The organism is Chitinophaga filiformis, assembly GCF_900102545.1.
GTDB lineage: Bacteria > Bacteroidota > Bacteroidia > Chitinophagales > Chitinophagaceae > Chitinophaga > Chitinophaga filiformis.
The window spans coordinates 100263-119059 of sequence record NZ_FNBN01000004.1 but is presented as its reverse complement, the minus strand read 5'-3'; the positions used below and the strand labels follow the sequence as shown (position 1 = coordinate 119059).

Genomic DNA, 18797 nt, shown 5'->3' with positions numbered 1-18797 from the left:
GGGTTTCAGTATGGGATGTTGGTCGGTGAGAACTGCCATTCAGAGGCAGGGAGGCAGTTGAGGGTAAAAAATTAAAAGAGATTTGTATCTTCGGCTCCTAATAATTGAGTTTCAGGGTAATCTAGATAATTATTTTGGTCGTAGAATACGCTGAAAAGCAGGAGCAACTTTGCGGGAAATATTTTAGTATATCAGCCAAGATAGTGATGCCGGATAAGTCGGAAATCACAAACTGTACATGTAATAGCTGAATAGTTTACACGTTATGATAGTAGCCTGGAAATGCGAAATGGGACAGATGATCCTCCCACGCTGACAATCGCCGGCAAAATCACAGACTTACAGGAGGATTTCATACACATATTTTATTTGAACCATAACTGTAAAAGAACCGCTGCTTAATAGGAAATTAAGTCGGCAGAGATACCAAAGCATACTATGCTTATAACTGTACAAGGGACAATTAACGCCAGTTTGAAGTATTGCTATCTGTAATTAATTCTTCCATAGCTTGTTTAACTCAGCGCCGATAGCGCTATACAGCAGACCTAATAGAGATGTTAAAATAAATTAAGTTATGAACAGATTACTCATGCTCTTCTATTGTATGATGAGTTGTTTGATCCCATGTCTGGCACAGGATAAAGTGTCTCCATCGGTCTTGCAGCAGCTCCTGAGGAAGGAGCGTCCGGATACAGCTGATCTGCGGATGCTGTTCAATACAGGTAATTCATATATCAACAGGCCAGGCACTGAGCGGGGTGACATAGATACTGCTTCAATATGTGCTGCCAAAGTGCTTAAATCTGCGGTAGGTATCGGTAATAAGGTATGGGAAGGTCAAAGTTATCTGCTTCATTCGAAGATCCTGCGTGAACAGGGTGATATGAAAGGGAAGGATGATGCGTTGAAAGCGGAGGCTATTTTTAAGGCACAGAAGCAACAGGAATTGCTTGCTGATGCGTACATGGAATTGTGTGACTACTATCCACCGGTGGATATTGAAACGCTCAATATAAAGCTTAAGTATTATCGTGACGCAGCCGCACTTTACGGAGAGTCAGGTTCGAAATTAAAACAGGCAAACGCGCTTTACAGGCTTGGCGACTATTACTCCTTCCTTCCTGACTACAAAGAAGCGATAAAAGTATTGCTACAGGCATTGGTCATTTTCGAACAGCTACATGTTAAAGAGCTGCAAGGTATATATAACCTGTTGGGTGCAATGTATAGTCAGGTGGGAGACTCTGATAATGGGCTGAAATATGCGTTGTTGTCATTAAAAACAGCACAGGCAGTTGGAGACAGCACAACGCAACTTTGTACAATTTATAACAGGTTAGGAATGGTCTATGCCAGGGTAGTGGATCTTCCTAAGGCAATGCAGAGCTATCAAAAGGCCCAGGAAATTGCGTTCAGGTTAAAGGACACTCCCGCCATGCAGATACTGGCCCGTAATATTGGTCAGATCTACCAGAAGACGAATAAACCTGGGGAAGCGTTGAAGATATTGAAACAGGAAGAGCGTTATTATCCACCGAAAAGCCCGGAGAATAAGATTCTGATGTGGGAATGCATGTTAAATACCTACTGCTTATTGGGTGATTTTAAGAGCGGGGCAGTCTATGCGCAACAGCTGGAGGATATGCGGCGCGCAATGCATCCTGATGATGCCTTCCTGGAATTCGTCTATACAGCACTGGTCAACTATTACCTCGGCATTCACCAATACAATACAGCGCACCAGTATGCCCAGGTAATGCTGGCAGCATCAAGCAAGAACGGCAACCTGTCTTTCCGGGCAAAATCATGTTCCTTCCTTTACACTGCGGATTCTGCCCTGGGCAACTACCAGGAAGCGCTTGAGCATTTCCGGCTGTATAAACTGGCGAATGATTCCTTGTTTAATATAGCCAAAATGCAGAAGATCGGTTACTTGCAGGTGCAGTTTGAAACCGAGCAGAAAGATCAGGCTTTGATACTGAAACAGCGGAATATTGAATTGTTGACACAGGAAGCGCAGGCGGCACGTTTTACCAGGAATGTGATCATTGGCGGCGCAGGTATGCTTATTGCGTTATTGCTGTTAGGCTACAATCGTTATCAGCTGAAATTGCAGAGCAACCGGCAACTAAAACAACAGCAGGACGAGATTAACCGCAAAAACCAATCATTACAGGAGTTGATTGCCGCTCAGAATAAACTACTGGGTGAAAAGGAATGGTTGGTTAAAGAAATTCATCACCGTGTTAAAAACAACCTTCAGATTGTTATGAGCCTGCTGAATACCCAGGCTGCATTTCTTGGTGACAAAGATGCGTTGAATGCTATCAGGGAAAGCCGTTACCGGATGCAGGCGATCTCTCTTATCCATCAGAAGCTTTATCAGTCAGACAATATGGCGCTGATAGATATGCGTAACTATATTAACGAGCTTATAGTATTTCTGAAAGATGGTTTCTCAGATGTCAACAGGATAAAATTCGATCTTCAGATAGCGCCGGTGAAACTTGACGTTGCCCAGTCAGTACCGGTAGGATTGATTCTTAACGAAGCCATTACCAACGCTATTAAATATGCGTTTACCGGCAATGGTACCATCATTGTTTCCCTGCAGCCGGCAGATACAGGTTATCTCACTCTTGTAATCGCCGATAACGGGAAGGGCTTTCCGGAAGGGGAGATACCTACTCAGCGGGGCTCAATGGGTATGATGCTGATGCATACGCTGGCAGAGCAATTGGACGGAAGTTTACATATTGAGAGTCGTCACGGTGTTGCTATTACTATCAGTTTTAAATATCAGGAAAAGGAAACTTTTGATGAACCGGTAGCTATTGAGGAAAATGTAACTGATTATGTGTAGAACGTTGTTATTACATATCCTTAAAAATTTCAGCAATAGCACTTTTCAGTTCCGACGCCAGCAGTGGCTTTTTTAATAGTTTTAACACCATTGGATTGGCATAGGTACGGCTGAGGTCTCCATAGTCAAGCGAAGACGATACCATAATAATATGACATTGCGACTTGATCCTGGCGGGATAGCTGTAAAATGCTTCCAGGAATTCAAAGCCATCCATCTCCGGCATTTGTATGTCCAGCAGCAGTACGGTAGGCGGTATTTTTGGCAGGGTAATATTGGAAGACAGGAACTCAAGCGCTTTGTTTGCGTTGTTGAAGGCAAGCACAGTTCTGCTGATCTGCTGCAGCGTGATCAATCGCTCATGCAGCAGCAGATCTACTTCATTGTCATCTATCAGTATTACACGTAAATCAGGAATCGAAATCATTTCTGTTGGGAATGCTTATTTCAAATTGTGTACCTTCTCCATACTTTGATTCAACGTTGATAGTACCGCCAATTTTATTCAGCGCTTCTTTTACAATATACAAACCAATACCACTACCTGGTTTATTATTATTTTTTGAACGGAAGAACATTTTGAAGATGTTGTTGAGATGCTCACTGAGTATACCTATCCCATTATCTTCGATGGACATGGTCGCTTTATGAGGCTCTACCTTCACTGACAGTGTTACTTTCGGATGGCTTTCATCCGGTTTCTGGTATTTTACCGCATTCGAGATCAGGTTATTAAGAATAACACTGATACGGAAGGTATCTCCCTTGAAGTCAACCGGCTGATCCACGTTCACCTCGAATTGTATTGCAGTATTCTGATGACGGAAGGATCCGATGCATTCCTGGATAAGATGTTCAAAGTCGATCTTTTCATATTCGACATCCAGTCTGGAATTGCGGTAGTATTCAATGATCTTTTGTATGAATCCATCCAGTTTGAGGATGCACGCTTCTATCATATTGAGATAGCCGTTAGGATCGGTCACAGAGTTGTCAAGACGGCTCAGGTTGATGATACCGAGTACAGACATCAACGGCGAACGGAGGTCGTGGGAGGTGGAATAGATGAAGCGGTTCAACTCATCGTTGATCTTTTCCAGTTCCAGGATCTTTTCCTTCAGCTGTTTGCGGGTAGAATATATTTCATATGCGTTGTTAATGGCGCGGTGCAGTTCATGCTCATCCCAGGGCTTTTTGATGTAGGAAAAGATGTGTCCCTTGTTGATGGCATCGATGATATCTTCCACATCCGTATAACCTGTCAGGAGAATACGCATGGGGTCGGGGAGGGTATCCTTTATTTCGTTAAAGAATTCAACTCCTGTGGATACGGGCATTTTCTGGTCGGCAATGATGATGTGGACATCAATGCTTTTCAATAGCTGTTTGCCTTCCTGGGCAGAATTGGCCGTATAAATTTCATAACTTCTGCGGAAACCGGCTTTAAAAGCATTGAGGTTATGAACTTCATCGTCAATGTACAAAATCCTGATACGGTTGTCTTTCATCCATTTTCGTTTTTGTCCGCAGGTTCAACTTTCTGGTTGATTAAATGGATTTCCTGCGTGGGTATACTAAGACGCGTGAGCGGTTACGCTCATAGGTAAATATATAATAAATTCTGCACCCTTCTCAGGCGCAGTGATTACCTCTATGCGTCCGCTGTGCTTTTCGATAATGCTGAATACAATTGAAAGTCCAAGGCCGGTACCTTCACCCACATCTTTGGTAGTAAAGAAGGGGTCGAAGATCTTTTCTTTCACTTTTTCTGTCATGCCGGGGCCGGTGTCTTTTATACTGATGAGGGCGAGACCGTTCTCTTCCCGGGTAGTAATGGTTACCATCTCTTCGCGGTCTTTGTTATTTGTTTTTATGGCATTAAAGGCATTGGTCAGTATGTTCATAAATACCTGGTTCATTTTACCTGCATAACACTCTATTTTGGGTAAAGAGCCATATTCTCTTACCACTTTGACATTAGGTGGTATATTGTTTTTGAGTAGTACCAGTGTGCTGTCCAATCCTTCATGCAGATCCACGGATTTAAGCTCGCTTTCATCGAGCCTGCTGAAGGTACGTAATCCTTTAACAATTTCTGAGGTCCTGGTAGCACCGTCTTCAATTCCTTTGATAAGAGAAGATATTTCGTCATGGATGTAGTCAATATCTATTTCCTCTTTAAAAGCGGCAATATCCTGAAGTGCACCATGAATATCCTGAGACTGTGGCAAGGCATCATATTTTTCCAGTAGCGTTTTGATATCCTGGATATCCAGCTTCAGTGGTTTTATATTAGATGTGACAAAATTGATTGGATTATTTATTTCATGGGCGATGCCGGCAGTCAGCTGACCGAGAGACGCCATTTTTTCCCTTTCCACCAGTTGGGTTTGTGCATCTTTCAGGTTTTTCAGGGCTACATTGAGTTCTTCGTTACTGGTTTGCAGCTCTTCTGTACGTTTGTGGACTTTGTCTTCCAGTATGATATTTTGTTCCTTTACCAGGCGCTCATTTTCCTGGGATGCCCGCAGTGCTTCTGCCTTGAAGAGGTTGATCTTATAGGCCAGTGCAAAGGACAGGAGGAGTGCTTCCATTGCAGAGCCTATCTGCAGTGCATAGTAAGTAAACTCATTGTACGGCAGCACGTTCGCGTTCCGCAGCACAAATACGAGTACGCTGAGCAGGAATATGGACCATGCAATCAGGAAGAACCTGGCAGAGCTGTATCCCATAAGGCTCATGCGTGCCGATATATATAATACGCTGAGGGCTGCGATACCTACTACTGCCTGTACCCAGATCTGGGCAACGATATACATATCCAGCAGGGAGGGAATAAAACAACCGACATAGAGGGCGATAAGTATATTAATAAGTTTGTGGCCGGACTTGTAGTACTGTTTGGTAAGCAGGAACTGCTGGATGAACCAGAGGGCCGTCAATCCATTCACTATAGGCACCAGTACGGTGGCATGCTGGGCCATCCAGGGGCTGCCGGGGTAAAGGAACCGGAAAGTATATCCCTGCAGGGTAGCCTGCGTGAGGCCTACAAATACATTGTAGGATACGTAGGTGAGGTAGCTGGTGTCTCTGGTAGATATATACAGGAAAAGGTTATAGCAGGACATGGCCAGTATAACCCCGATGTATAAGCCAAATATGAGTTCCCGGTAGTCATTTTTCTCCATTACCTGATCCCGGGTACCTACAAAAATGGGTAGCTGTAATTGTTCCCCGGCCACGACCCTCAGGTAATACTGCCTGGTGGTATGAGGTTGCAGGGTGAGGGGGAATATATAGTTCTGATGATCGACAGGCCGGTTGGAATAGCTGGTAAATTCGCCCAGATGGGTGGTTTTATAACTGCCGTCCGGCTGTAGCTCAAACAGGGTAATATCGTCGATGGTGGGGTATTCCACTTCCAGTAGCAGCTCCTTCAGGTCAGATTCATTCGTGATGGTAAATCTTACCCAATGGGTGTAAGGCGTGATCTGGAGATTGGGAACGTTTTCATCCGGGGAGGTGAAAGGTGCTTTGGTGACCGCATTGATATCCAGTTTGTTAGTCTTATCGGTGTATATCTCGAGGTTTTTGCCGATCCGGGTCAGGGGCATATTGTTTCGGAATACGAAAGGAGGGGCCGCCTCCAATTGCTGGAAACCAAAGATAGTAAGGAGCAATAGAACGATAAATCGGAACATGCGTTAAATTTATAGAAAATTCACCGTTCACTCTTCACATTGGAATACTGCAAATTAGCAATTTCGAGGTTATAGCTTACTTCATAAGACCCTTTAGGGCCAACTTCTGTTTTGGTTTGAACCAGATTTTCGCGTAGATCGTAGATCAGCTCGCGTTCTTTGGGGTCGGCATTTTCCAGTTTATTAACATCGTTAATGACCATTGCGGTGGCAATGAAGTCGTCTTTAGGGTAAAAGAATGTGCCTTTATCGCCCAGTGATTCATCGATGGTAAAGCCCACTCTCTTACCAATGCGTGTGGTAATGGGGGCACATAAAACATGGAAATTGTCAATAGGCATCTGGGCTGCCAGCACTACGCCTGCCCTGGCCAGGACCTGGCTACCGATACCCATACCGGCCACCTCTTTTGAATTCCACATTGCACAGATCTCTGCGCTTCCGGTTTTGACAACATCATATATTTTCGGATCATATTTGCCGATAGCCGTTTCTATGGGCAGTGGCAATACGCCATCTGCCAGTTGTACACGGGCACCGCCGTATGTTTTGGTACGTGTCTCATCCTCTACAATAATCACGATACTATTTTCATGGTGCATCCAGTCCGCACTGCCGGATGTGATCTTAGCAATGCCAAAGTATATTTCCAATAACCGGAGATGGCCATTATAAAAACGAAGACAGGCCTCCGGGTCGTCTGGTGCTTTAAAAGCCCTTACTGTAATCATGATATTGCATCTGGGTACTCCTTAAAAAAGATCAGGCCGGGAAATGAGCGGACCAGCAATTGCGGTTCCGATTGCAAAGGACATCTGTTCCGCTCATCCCGAATTATTAAACAATTATTTGTTCAAAATCCACATAATACCTGCCAGAGCTTTTGAACTGATCGAGCAGAATTCTCCTGCAGGTATCCGTTACTACGGCTCCGCCCAGTACAACGGAAGATGCCAGTTGCGGCCAGGTTGTAATCGTTTTTCCTATCTGGCCTAAAGAGTATTTCATTCTTTCGGACATGTCATCCAGTGCAACCATAGGACGGAATATGGGTAGCTTCTCTGCATCCGTAAGCCCGCGAAGGCTTTTTAGATCTATATCGGGTATGAAACCGTGCAATAAGGGTCTGTCGGGTTCCAGGTCAAAACGTTCTACATCCACCATGCCCCTGTCGTTAGTATCCATTACAACAGGTATGCCGAGGGACTTGGCTTTCATCCTGCTTAATATTTTTATGTCAATGCCGTCGCATTCTTCTACCAGGATATCAAGGGTACCGTCTTTGGTAAAGAAGTCATCCAGATTTTCCTCGGTGGCGCCGTCTGTATAAATTACAACTTTGATGAACGGATCCAGCTCCGCTATTTCGCGGGCTGCTATTACCACCTTATGGACCTGTATGCTGTGAATACCGGTACGTATCCTGTTCATATTGGTCAGCTCGACCTTATCAAAGTCGGTCAGCCTTAATTCTCCGCACACTCTCTCCATTGCCAGGGTAAGCGCGATGGACTGCCCTACGGAGAGCCCAATAATACCTATTTTCTTACCGCTCAGCATGGCGATCTCCTCATCGGTGATCTTCTGTTTGTTCCTGCTGGTGCGCAGTTCAATAAAGTCTTTTTCGTCAACGATGTGTACTACCCTGTGTGACCATGGGTAGTAAACCCATACGCCAAAGGCATGAAGCGGTGTAGTACCAACATATTCGCTGATCTTTTGTTCAGATTCTTCTTCAGTGAGCCGCTTCGTTGGGTTGCGGATCTTCATCAGCTCTCTCAGCTGGGAATGAATCTGGTCATATATGCGTATATGCGGATTGGCCGCTAATAAGGCCAGTAAATCGGCATATTGTTCTTCGTGCTGCAATCGATAAAATACTGGTGTATAATTATCCGGCTCCTTCCGTTGCTTATTGATATAATGCTCTAGTTCTGTCATTTTGCCTGGCATATAATTTTATGAACAATAATGGCAATTCAAAATGGTATATGTATGGTCAATTAGTTAGTATGTTAGTTGTTAAGTGTACTCTGGCATGGTAAAGGCCTGATGACAAAGGCAAGCTCGTTAATTCACTACATATATCATATACTCACTATGTAGTTCGGGATAAATGTTGTTTTAAGTATACAAGTAAAGAAAAAGTTAAAGTTTCACATGAAAGCGTATGGTAAAATAACAATTAATTTGAAAAGATTGCGAAATGGGCTCGTTATTTTAGTGAGAATCTGTGTTTTAATGACAATTGTTTGATGACCGGTGTAACTCATGAAATAAATTTCTATAATATTGGTGTAGAATTTGCTGTTTTGGCAGTGACCATTGAAGTTCTTTATTCATCATAATTTTAATGCCTTAGTATATGAACAAGAGAGAATTTATAAAGCTGGCCGGGTTAGCCGGTGTGGCAGCTTTAAGTAATCCCTCTGGTATAGTAGCTGCTCCCGCAGCTCACAGAGGAATATCCGTTTTAGATGGCAACGCAAAAGCTCCTTTTGAAGTACCACCTTTACCTTATAGTTATGACGCTTTAGAGCCGCATATTGATAAGACTACGATGGAGATTCACCATGACAAACACCATGGCGCCTACGTTAAAAACCTGAATGATGCCGTAAAGGGATCATCTTACGAAAATCTTTCACTTGAAGAGATCCTCGCGAAAGTAAAAGCTGACGATAAAGCCGTACGCAATAACGCGGGAGGACATTATAATCATTCCCTGTTCTGGAAGCTGTTATCTCCACAGAAAACAACGCCTTCGGGTAAGGTGAAAACCGCTATCGACAATACTTTTACCTCTGTTGAAAAGTTGCAGGAAGCTTTCAATACTGCTGCTAAGGGAGTATTCGGCTCCGGCTGGGCATGGCTGATTGTTACACCGGATAAGAAATTGTCTGTCATTTCCACGCCAAACCAGGACAACCCGTTAATGGGTAACATTGTGAAAGAACGTGGCACGCCTATCCTGGGACTGGATGTGTGGGAACATGCTTATTACCTGAAATATCATAACGTTCGCGCTGATTATGTTACTGCTTTCTGGAATGTTGTAAACTGGAATGAGGTTGATAAATTATACACAGCAGCTGTAAAATAACTGGTACGCCTTGTACCTGAAAAGAGAAAGGGGCCACCCACGGTGGCCCCTTTCTCTTTCAATATATTATTGTATCATTTTCTTTTAAAGAATACGAACCCGTTCTTCTCACCGATTACCTCCAGGTTCGGGTCTTTTCTCCAAGGTTCGCTGTCGTTTATACGGCAGACGAAAAATGTAGGTTTGTCCACGGGGCCACTCAGCAGCCAGTCCGTATTATAATAGTTCTTGTTAGCTGGCGGCAGTTTTTTCGTATAGAATAAGTGGGCATAGCTGTGATAGGTGAGTACCTGTACATAACTGTCTTTTCCTTCAAAGGTCTTAAAGAAGTCAATAGCTGCCCCCTGGGAATACCGCTCTATTTTGGGGGTAAAATGCACAATGGTGATCTGTATTGCTGCCATAGTGCTCAGGAATATGCAAAGCAGCCCGGCTCTGATCTTTTTCTGGAACAGGAGGACTGAACCGACAATGATCAGTAACATATAGCCTGCGCCGTAAGCTGTTTCCCAGGCAGACCAGGGTACCTCGGCCTGGAGATTGGCCCGTGCGAATTTATCACCGATATGAGGGATCAGCACGTCTTTGTAAAGACCAATTACTGGCAGCAGGGCAATGGCAAGACCAATAGCAAGACCAATCAGTAACATCAGTACGATATTCCAGGCGTGCAGCTGCAGCTTGTTTTCCGAGATCCTATACATTTGCCAGGCAGCCAGGAAACTCAGAGGGAAGTAGCAGAGTGAAGAATAATGTACGATTTTGGTCTCTACAATAGAGAAGAGGATCAATACCACCCAGAACAGCACCCACATCCAGCTTTTAAAATCCTTTATTTCTGCTGAGGCAGAACCGGTGTAGATAGACTTGCCTTTGCGGCCCCTGATATAAGTGAACAGGAAAAGACTGGCGGGGTAGCAACCTATCAGCAACACTATCCAATGGTAGAAAAATGAGTGGCCGTGGCCGGCATCAGGAGTGGTCAACAGTCTTATCTGGTAGGTGATGAATTCATTGATGAACCACCAGCCATGTGCAATAAGCTCATAGCCGAACCAGAGGGCTGTGGTAATGAAAGCAAGGAGTGCAATCAGTCCCAGTTGGGCCAGACCGATACCAATCTTCCCTTTTTTATATATCCAATAGAACAGCAGCGTTAGTAAACTGATGAGAATAGCTACCGGCCCTTTTGTCAGCACCGCCAATCCGAGGAAGATGCCACTCAGGATGGCCATCCGGGATGGCTTAGCGGCATAGGCTATACGGAAGGCGCAATAAATGGCCAGGAATATGAAAAAGTTGAAAGTCGGATCTATGATACCTGATTTGAAATAGAAATGAGGCAACCAGGAGCCGGCATACGCTAATGCCCACCATAAGCCCAGCTTTTCGTCGGCCAGCTTTTTGCCAATACCATAAAGTGTTACCAGTGTAGCAATGCCTAAAATACCATTCGGAAAACGGGCTGCAAATTCATTCACACCAAAAATATGCATACTGGCAGCCTGCAGCCAGATAAATAAAGGTGGTTTTTCCCAGAAGGGTTGAAAATCGATCTGTACCTGTGAATAGTTATGACTTACGATCATTTCCCTTGCCGCTTCCGCAAAATTGATTTCATCCCAGTCAAACAGATGCACTGCCCCGAGAAAGGGTATAAAAAGAATGGCAGCGGCTATGGCAATCAAGAGGTATTTCATAATTCATTCCAAATCAACAAAAATAACTAAATCAGGTCAGACCAATGACTGGTTCTGCATCCACTTCAGGAGATGATTTCAACCTTCTCTGATGGAACAGTGTATAAACAACCAGGCTGCTGGTAGTGCCTATGATGCTTCCTGCGTACACATCCACAAAAAAGTGCTGTGCCAGGTAAATTCGTGAGTAAGCGGCTAATAATGCCAGTGTTAAGAACGCAAATCCGACGATTTTATTCCTGCAGATCAGCGTTAAAAAGGTAAACATGGCAAAGGCAGTTGTTGTATGCCCTGAGGGGAAACTGCAGCTGCCATGCACGTGTACCCATTTTATAGTGTGTACGAGTGTCGCTGTATCAGCAAAATAAAGAGCGGGTCTGGGCTCGTTGTAGTAATGTTTGGCTATCTGCACAATAATCGTAACCAGCAGCAGTATCGTGCCGGCGCTCAGGAACAGCCTGTATTTTCTAAAGGCCAGCATAATGGCCAGCATAACGGCAAAGGCAATACCATCTCCGATGTAGGTAATACCTGTCATGGCTATATCAGCCCATGACGTATGCGCATGGTTGATGGCCAGGAATAATTCTTCATGTGTGAAATAGGCCTGTAACAATGCTCCTCCAACAATCCATAAAAGGAATGGTAGAAAAAAGCTGGCATTCTTCCCTAACAGTGTTATTAGTGTTTTCATAGTTGTAGGTTGTGACCCCCCCGTAAGCCGTGGCTATGTACAAGGTTTTCAGCTATCCCGTTAGCGCAGGCACAGAGTGGTCCCGCCCGGCAAACAAAGTCTGCCCGGAAAATGAATGCTGAAAATCTTGAAGCGAATAGCTAAAGGCTTATGGCTGTCAAGTTGTAGGCTTTGTGTTTAATCTTCTAAAGAGCTTTTTGATATTATCGAAGATCCTGAAATAAAACTCTTTGTTGAATAATTGAGAATCATTCAACGCTTTGTATATCAGGAACATAGCGATAGGTATAAGGACTATGTTGGAAAGCCACATACCACTCCAGGTGGTCATCACGTCTTTTCTGGCCATCTTCTCTCCAACCATGAAAAATATATTAAAAATCACAAAAAACACAACAGCAAATATCAAAGGCGTACCCAGACCGCCTTTTCGGATAATGGAACCCAGCGGGGCGCCTATCAGGAACATGACGATGCAGGAAAATGCGAGTGTGAATTTGCGCTGCCACTCCACTTTATGCAGCAGGAGGGTGCTGTGCTTGTCGCCAAATTCCCTGGCAGGCCCTTCCAGGTTATTCTGTCCGTCACGGATATTCTGTTCTGCCCTTTCCATTACATAACGGAGGGACTTTTCAGGAATCACATCCCGGAAGGAAGTTGCATTGGCGGCTAAAGGAGTTGCTTTGGCCAGCCAGCCGGTATCCTGCCATTTATAAAAAGGATAACGGGTGGTAACATAGGCATTGACAGTGCGCGAAAACAGTTTTTCTTCTTTGTACAGGGAATCTATTGCTTTGTCCAGTTGTCTGACGTTCAGCATTTGCTGGTTGGATGCAAAAAGACCCATATCCAACCTGCTGAAGGCAAAAGAGCTGAGGTCAAATGCTTTTTTGTACTCCCTGAAACCAAGACGGATCAGTTCTCCCGGCGCAGTAGCACTACGGCTATTGCGTTCTTCATAGCGCCAGCCTTTTTCCAGTACGAAGTACAGAAAGCGTTTATCGGGAGAAAGCAGCATGGTGCCTTTTTCTGCCAGTATAACCTTATCGCCCCCACCCGGAGTGTGGTCGATGATCATTACCTGGTGAATGGTTTTGTTGTCGTTCTCTTTCTGCGCTACTTTGATAGTGTAGTCAGGAATATCGGTATAAAACACACCTGCCTTGATATTGAAGGCCGGTTTTGAGTTGGTAATATCGTAAAGCAGTGACTTCGCCCGGAGGTTGGCCACTGGCAGGGCGTAGTTGTTAAAGAGGAAAGCCAGAACGGCGATGGTGGTACAGACCAAGAGCAGCGGGCGCATGAAGCGGGTGAGGGAGATACCAGACGATTTCAGTGCTACCAGCTCGAAACTCTCTCCCAGGTTACCGAAGGTCATGATGGAAGATAGCAACACTGCCAGCGGAAGGGCCAGCGATACGAGGTTGGCACTGGTATAGGTGATCAGTTCGATGATTACCGGTGTATCAAGACCTTTACCTACGAGGTCGTCAATGTACTTCCACAGGAATTGCATCACCAGTACGAACAGGGTCACAAAAAAGGTAGCCACAAATGGCCCCATGAACGTTTTTATGATGAGCTTATCCAGTTTTTTCACTTCCTGCGTATAATGTTAGTTTGATGCTTTAAGAACGTCAATTTATACATAAAGCATACAATTCGTATTCAAAGCGCACAAATTTAATATCATTTATGAAAGTGATATCAAGTAAGGACTAAAATTACAGTTAAATTTCCCCGGAAAGGAGGATGCGGGTTGTAAATTTGTGGGATGGATACAGTTTCACTGACAGCAGAAGAGCGGGCACTGGTTGTAAATGCCGAATGGTTGTATTTGAAAAACAATGTTTTACAGAAAGTAATGACATTGATGGGGCAGTTGCAACTGGCACTGGAGGCACATCCGGTTACTGGTACATTTCCCTTTCCTGAGCATACGTTAAAAGCAGGAGGAAAGATATCGAGAGGAGAGCGGTATAAAGAATTGCCTTATATCATACTGGATTATCCCCGGTTTTTTACCAGGGACAATATTTTCGCATTCCGCACCATGTTCTGGTGGGGACATTACTTCATTGCCACCCTGCATCTGGCGGGGGAGGAGAAGGAAAGGTACAGTGACGCGATAGCTTCGGCCTGGCAGCAACTGGCAGCGCATCAATTTCAGGTCTACCTTCAGGAAGACCCCTGGCTTCACGATTTAGAAGATGGGAATTACAAATTAATATCGGCTATACCGGTACTGGAATTTAAGCAGCTGATCGCCCGGCGTCCTTTTATTAAACTTGCTAAACCTTACAGTTTTGAAGAATGGGGAAAGATAGTTCCGGAGGTAGTAAGAGATTATGCTCTTTTGCTACAGGTACTGGTCAATGCTGACTGACCGGATTAGTTACCTATCCTGTGGAAGAGGTCTTTTACCTGGTAGTCCCACAACTGGCTCTGGTCGGCTATTTCTTTCTTTTCTGCAAAATCTTTAACGATCAGAATTGTTTCATTAGTCACTTCGGAGATCTGTATGCGAAATTCAAAGAATTCTTCCTTGGGCGCATGTTTCCAATGTAAACGGATAAATTCATCTTCTTCCTGTTCAAGTACTTCTGCCTCTTCGGTGGAACCATTCCATGAAAAGGAGAAAACACTGTCCCTGTAATCTACTTTATCTGCGAACCACTCCTGTAGACCAGCGGGAGTGGAAAGGAATTCGTATAAGATACTGGGTGAGCACCGTACCGGGTATTCCAACTCATATTGCACTTTCTTAGACATCGCTCAAGTAATTAGTAAATCAATAGCATCTGGCTGCAATTATAGAAAATTATTTATTCTGTCAAAATTATTTTGCAATTTTTTTTAATAATTGACGAAAATCTTGTACACTTTATAAATAACAATTCTATTAGGAAAATAATCAATACATTAGCAATCTGCACCGTTTGTTTTCACAGCTTTTGTGGGAAAACCCGTATTTAAAGGTTCCAATATTAAGTTGTGAATGATGAAACGTTTTTGCTTAAAAATGGTTTAACAACCAATTATTTTTTTTGGGAGCTTTCTAAAAAAACTTATTTTTGTCAGGCATTCATCAAATAGGGTAACATTTTATTAACCTGTAACTGTTCCGATTCTTTATGTCAATGCGCCAACTCAAAATCACGAAATCCATCACGAATAGGGAGTCCCAATCCCTGGAAAAATATCTGCAGGAAATTGGGAAGGTGGATTTAATTACTCCGGAGGAAGAAGTGAACCTGGCTATCCGCATTAAGCAAGGGGATCAGAGAGCGCTGGAAAAGCTTACTAAAGCTAACCTCCGTTTTGTGGTGTCTGTTGCAAAGCAGTATCAGAACCAGGGTTTATCACTCAGTGACCTGATCAACGAGGGAAATCTGGGTCTGATCAAAGCAGCACAGCGTTTTGACGAAACACGCGGTTTCAAGTTTATCTCCTATGCCGTATGGTGGATCCGTCAGTCCATTCTCCAGGCTTTGGCAGAACAGAGCCGTATTGTACGTCTGCCGCTGAACAAAGTTGGTTTGAGCAATAAGATCAGCAAGGCATATTCCCAACTGGAACAGGAATTTGAAAGAGAGCCGTCTCCTGACGAACTGGCTACCATCCTTGAGATTAATACGGAAGAAGTAGAAGCTACTTTAGGCGTTGCTGCCCGTCACGTATCCATGGATGCTCCGTTTATTGATGGTGAAGACAACTCTCTGCTGGATGTACTCGCTAATCCGAATGCAGTAAACGCAGATGAAGAACTGGATCACCACGATTCATTGCGTCGCGAAATAGAACGTTCTTTGTCCACCCTTACAGACAGGCAGAAAGATGTGATCATCCTGTACTTCGGTATAGCAGTTGAGCATCCGATGTCACTGGAAGATATAGGCGAAAAATTTGGCCTTACCCGTGAAAGGGTGCGTCAGATCAAGGACAAAGCGATCACTAAATTACGTACCACTTCCCGCAGCAAACTGCTGAGGAATTATTTGGGAAGCTGATTACAATCGTTTTCAAAGCTGGTAAAACTAACGAACTTATATAGGAAAAAGGTGAATATCGGGCAGATATTCACCTTTTTTCGTTATTTGCGGCCTTCTGGTGGTTTAGAAGATACTTTATATTATTTTTGCAACCCCTGAAGCTATAAGTCCGCAGAGGATGGATAGCAGAACAGCAAAAAATTAAACAGGACAAAAATGTTTGAATCATTATCAGAGCGGCTCGACTCGGCGTTTAAGCAACTGAAAGGCGAAGGCCGTATCAGTGAGATCAACGTAGCTTCTACAGTGAAGGAAATACGCCGGGCGCTGGTAGATGCTGATGTTAACTATAAAATTGCAAAGGATTTTACAGACCGTGTAAGGGAAAAGGCGCTGGGTGAAAAGGTAATTACTGCCATTTCTCCCGGACAGCTGATGGTGAAGATCGTGAAGGATGAGTTGGCTGAGCTGATGGGCGGCACCGAAGCTGAACTGGACACGAAGGCGAATCCTACTGTAATCCTGATCGCAGGTTTACAAGGTTCGGGTAAAACAACCTTTTCCGGTAAACTGGCGAATTTCCTTAAAACAAAGAAAGGCAAAAAACCTCTGCTGGTAGCGGCCGATATTTACCGTCCGGCGGCGATCGATCAGCTGAAAGTGCTGGGAGAGCAGATAGGGGTGGAAGTATATAACGAACCTGAGAACAAGGATGCGGTAAAGATCGCCCAGAATGCGATCCAGCATGCCAAGCAGCAGGGAAATAACGTCATCATTATCGATACTGCCGGCCGTCTGGCTGTTGATGAAGTGATGATGACTGAGGTAGCTAATGTGAAGGCTGCCGTGAAGCCAAACGAGATCTTGTTCGTGGTAGATTCCATGACAGGTCAGGATGCTGTGAATACAGCCAAAGCGTTCAATGACCGCCTGGACTTCAGTGGGGTGGTGCTAACCAAACTGGATGGTGATACCCGTGGTGGTGCGGCGCTGACTATCAAATACACGGTAGAGAAGCCCATCAAGTTTGTGAGTATGGGTGAGAAGCTGGATACGCTGGATGTATTCTATCCTGAGCGTATGGCACAGCGTATCCTCGGAATGGGTGATATCACCACTTTGGTAGAGCGTGCCCAGGCACAGTTCGACGAAGAGCAGGCTAAGAAACTGGAGAAAAAGATCCGTCAGAACCAGTTCGATTTTGAAGATTTTCGCGAACAGCTGCAGCAGATCAAAAAAATGGGTAACTTGAAAGACCTGATGGGAATGATTCCAGGGGTCGGAAAGGCTATAAAAGATATCGACATCAGTGACGACGCATTCAAGGGCATTGAGGCTATGATCGGTTCCATGACACCGCATGAGCGGAGCAACCCTGATATTATTGACGGCAGCCGTCGCAAGCGTATTGCGAAAGGCTCTGGGAAAAATATCCAGGATGTGAACCAGTTCATGAAGCAGTTTGACCAGATGCGTCAGATGATGAAGATGATGAACAAGTTTGGAGCAGGTGGTAAAGGATTAAGAGCTTTCGGCAGGTAAGTTCTGGAGGGAGTCTGCAATTTGTAGACTTTTAACAGAAAATATTTTGAACTGTCGGGTTTAAAAATTACCTTTGCTGCCCCAAAGAAATATTTTTTCATAACTCGCAAAAAAATAACTCGAATTATTTATGCCAGTAAAAATCAGACTACAACGTCATGGCGCTAAGAAGAGACCTTTTTATTTTATCGTAGTTGCCGATGCTCGCGCGCCAAGAGATGGTAAATTTATCCAGAAAATCGGTACTTACAATCCGCTGACTGTTCCTGCCTCTATCAACATTGATACAGAAAAGGCACTGCGTTGGTTACAGAAGGGTGCACAACCTACAGACACTGTAAGAAGAATCCTGTCATTTAAAGGTGTTCTTTACCTGAAACACCTGTTGAGAGGTGTGAAACTGGGTCTGTTTGATGAGCCTACCGCTTTCCAGAAATTCGAACAATGGCAGGCTGAACACGAGCAGAAAGTTGCTGCCCGTCGTGACAGTCACAAAAAAGCTAGAGTTGCAACTCCTATCGTAAGAAGAGTAGAAGATAGTCCTGCTCAGCCAGAAGGTGGTGAAGCGTAATCTAAGCTTTTGAATCATATTGAAAGGGAAATATTTGTACGCAAATATTTCCCTTTTTCCTTCCCGGAAGGGACGTGTATCGCATATGAATAATTACTTCAGTATAGGGAAACTGGTATCAGTATTTGGATTACAGGGAGAATTGATCCTCAAACATAGTCTGGGGAAGAAGACATCCCTGCCCGGAGTGGAAGCATTATTCCTGGAAGAACGCAAGAACAGCTTTATTCCATACTTCGTTCAGAAGACCAGTGTGAAGGATCATGAACATGTGTTTGTCAAGCTGGAAGGAATAGACACAAAAGAAGCTGCCCGGAAGCTGGTACAGGTGCCTGTATACCTGGGGGAAGATGACTTTAAAAAGCAGGCAGCCTCTTCCTCGCCTTTGTCTATGCTCGGATATGCAGTGCATGACAAGCAACAGGGAGAGCTGGGAGTGATTGAGGAAGTAATAGAAATGCCGATGCAGGTGCTGGTAAAGGTTATGTTCCGGGAGAAAGAGATGTTGTTGCCACTCAATGAGCAATCGCTCGTAAAAGTGGATAAAAAACACCAGATCGTGCATGTGGATCTACCGGAAGGCCTGCTGGATATTTATCTGGAGTAGGCATTTATTGTTCACTATGGC

General features: G+C 44.3%; 16 protein-coding genes. 7 read left to right on the top strand and 9 right to left on the bottom strand.

Annotated elements, in window-relative coordinates; all coding sequences use genetic code 11:
* The first annotated feature begins 577 nt into the window (after nt 1-577).
* The gene (locus BLR32_RS18275; protein WP_089834294.1) at nt 578-2866 is read left to right on the top strand and encodes a tetratricopeptide repeat-containing sensor histidine kinase; all 2289 of its coding nucleotides are present in this window, start codon (nt 578-580) and stop codon (nt 2864-2866) included.
* 10 nt (nt 2867-2876) lie between these two features.
* Here BLR32_RS18275 and BLR32_RS18270 read toward each other — a convergent pair whose 3' ends face one another.
* The 5 genes from BLR32_RS18270 to BLR32_RS18250 all read right to left on the bottom strand — a co-directional run bounded on the left by BLR32_RS18270 (nt 2877) and on the right by BLR32_RS18250 (nt 8508).
* A complete protein-coding gene (locus BLR32_RS18270; RefSeq protein WP_089834293.1) occupies nt 2877-3293 on the bottom strand; it encodes a response regulator in 417 nt (138 codons plus the stop codon).
* Nucleotides 3277-4374, bottom strand: a complete 1098-nt coding sequence (locus tag BLR32_RS18265) for a sensor histidine kinase (protein ID WP_089834292.1) — start codon at nt 4372-4374, stop codon at nt 3277-3279. The genes BLR32_RS18270 and BLR32_RS18265 overlap by 17 nt, the downstream gene beginning before the upstream one ends.
* A 66-nt stretch (nt 4375-4440) precedes the next feature.
* Complete coding sequence (locus tag BLR32_RS18260) at nt 4441-6567, bottom strand: sensor histidine kinase (protein ID WP_089834291.1); 2127 nt, start codon at nt 6565-6567, stop codon at nt 4441-4443.
* Nucleotides 6568-6587: 20 nt separating this feature from the next.
* Nucleotides 6588-7298 carry a hypothetical protein gene (locus BLR32_RS18255; RefSeq protein WP_089834290.1) on the bottom strand — a complete coding sequence of 237 codons (711 nt, stop codon included), beginning with the start codon at nt 7296-7298 and terminating at the stop codon, nt 6588-6590.
* A 106-nt stretch (nt 7299-7404) separates the two neighbouring features.
* Entirely contained in the window at nt 7405-8508 is a 1104-nt protein-coding gene (locus BLR32_RS18250) for a ThiF family adenylyltransferase (protein ID WP_245705458.1), read from the bottom strand.
* Between the two features lie 424 nt (nt 8509-8932).
* Here BLR32_RS18250 and BLR32_RS18245 point away from each other — a divergent pair, with 424 nt between their 5' ends.
* Nucleotides 8933-9670 (top strand): superoxide dismutase, encoded by a 738-nt coding sequence (locus BLR32_RS18245; protein WP_089834288.1) that lies wholly within the window; start codon nt 8933-8935, stop codon nt 9668-9670.
* A 74-nt stretch (nt 9671-9744) separates the two neighbouring features.
* Here the strand turns inward: BLR32_RS18245 and BLR32_RS18240 are convergent, their stop codons facing one another.
* The 3 genes from BLR32_RS18240 to BLR32_RS18230 all read right to left on the bottom strand — a co-directional run bounded on the left by BLR32_RS18240 (nt 9745) and on the right by BLR32_RS18230 (nt 13664).
* Nucleotides 9745-11370: an ArnT family glycosyltransferase gene (locus BLR32_RS18240; protein ID WP_089834287.1), complete on the bottom strand. Its 1626-nt coding sequence runs from the start codon at nt 11368-11370 to the stop codon at nt 9745-9747.
* Nucleotides 11371-11401: 31 nt separating this feature from the next.
* Entirely contained in the window at nt 11402-12064 is a 663-nt protein-coding gene (locus BLR32_RS18235) for a phosphatase PAP2 family protein (RefSeq protein ID WP_089834286.1), read from the bottom strand.
* A 157-nt stretch (nt 12065-12221) separates the two neighbouring features.
* Complete coding sequence (locus tag BLR32_RS18230; protein ID WP_089834285.1) at nt 12222-13664, bottom strand: LptF/LptG family permease; 1443 nt, start codon at nt 13662-13664, stop codon at nt 12222-12224.
* 174 nt (nt 13665-13838) lie between these two features.
* Between BLR32_RS18230 and BLR32_RS18225 the strand changes: the two genes are divergently transcribed.
* Complete coding sequence (locus BLR32_RS18225; protein WP_089834284.1) at nt 13839-14450, top strand: hypothetical protein; 612 nt, start codon at nt 13839-13841, stop codon at nt 14448-14450.
* Between the two features lie 5 nt (nt 14451-14455).
* Here BLR32_RS18225 and BLR32_RS18220 read toward each other — a convergent pair whose 3' ends face one another.
* Entirely contained in the window at nt 14456-14836 is a 381-nt protein-coding gene (locus tag BLR32_RS18220; protein ID WP_089834283.1) for an START-like domain-containing protein, read from the bottom strand.
* 368 nt (nt 14837-15204) lie between these two features.
* Between BLR32_RS18220 and BLR32_RS18215 the strand changes: the two genes are divergently transcribed.
* The 4 genes from BLR32_RS18215 to rimM all read left to right on the top strand — a co-directional run bounded on the left by BLR32_RS18215 (nt 15205) and on the right by rimM (nt 18776).
* Nucleotides 15205-16074: a sigma-70 family RNA polymerase sigma factor gene (locus BLR32_RS18215; RefSeq protein ID WP_044218015.1), complete on the top strand. Its 870-nt coding sequence runs from the start codon at nt 15205-15207 to the stop codon at nt 16072-16074.
* Nucleotides 16075-16272: 198 nt separating this feature from the next.
* A complete protein-coding gene (gene ffh, locus BLR32_RS18210; protein WP_089834282.1) occupies nt 16273-17598 on the top strand; it encodes a signal recognition particle protein in 1326 nt (441 codons plus the stop codon).
* Between the two features lie 130 nt (nt 17599-17728).
* Complete coding sequence (gene rpsP, locus BLR32_RS34625) at nt 17729-18169, top strand: 30S ribosomal protein S16 (protein WP_089834281.1); 441 nt, start codon at nt 17729-17731, stop codon at nt 18167-18169.
* A gap of 34 nt (nt 18170-18203) precedes the next feature.
* The gene (rimM, locus tag BLR32_RS18200) at nt 18204-18776 is read left to right on the top strand and encodes a ribosome maturation factor RimM (RefSeq protein WP_245705457.1); all 573 of its coding nucleotides are present in this window, start codon (nt 18204-18206) and stop codon (nt 18774-18776) included.
* Nucleotides 18777-18797: the final 21 nt, after the last annotated feature.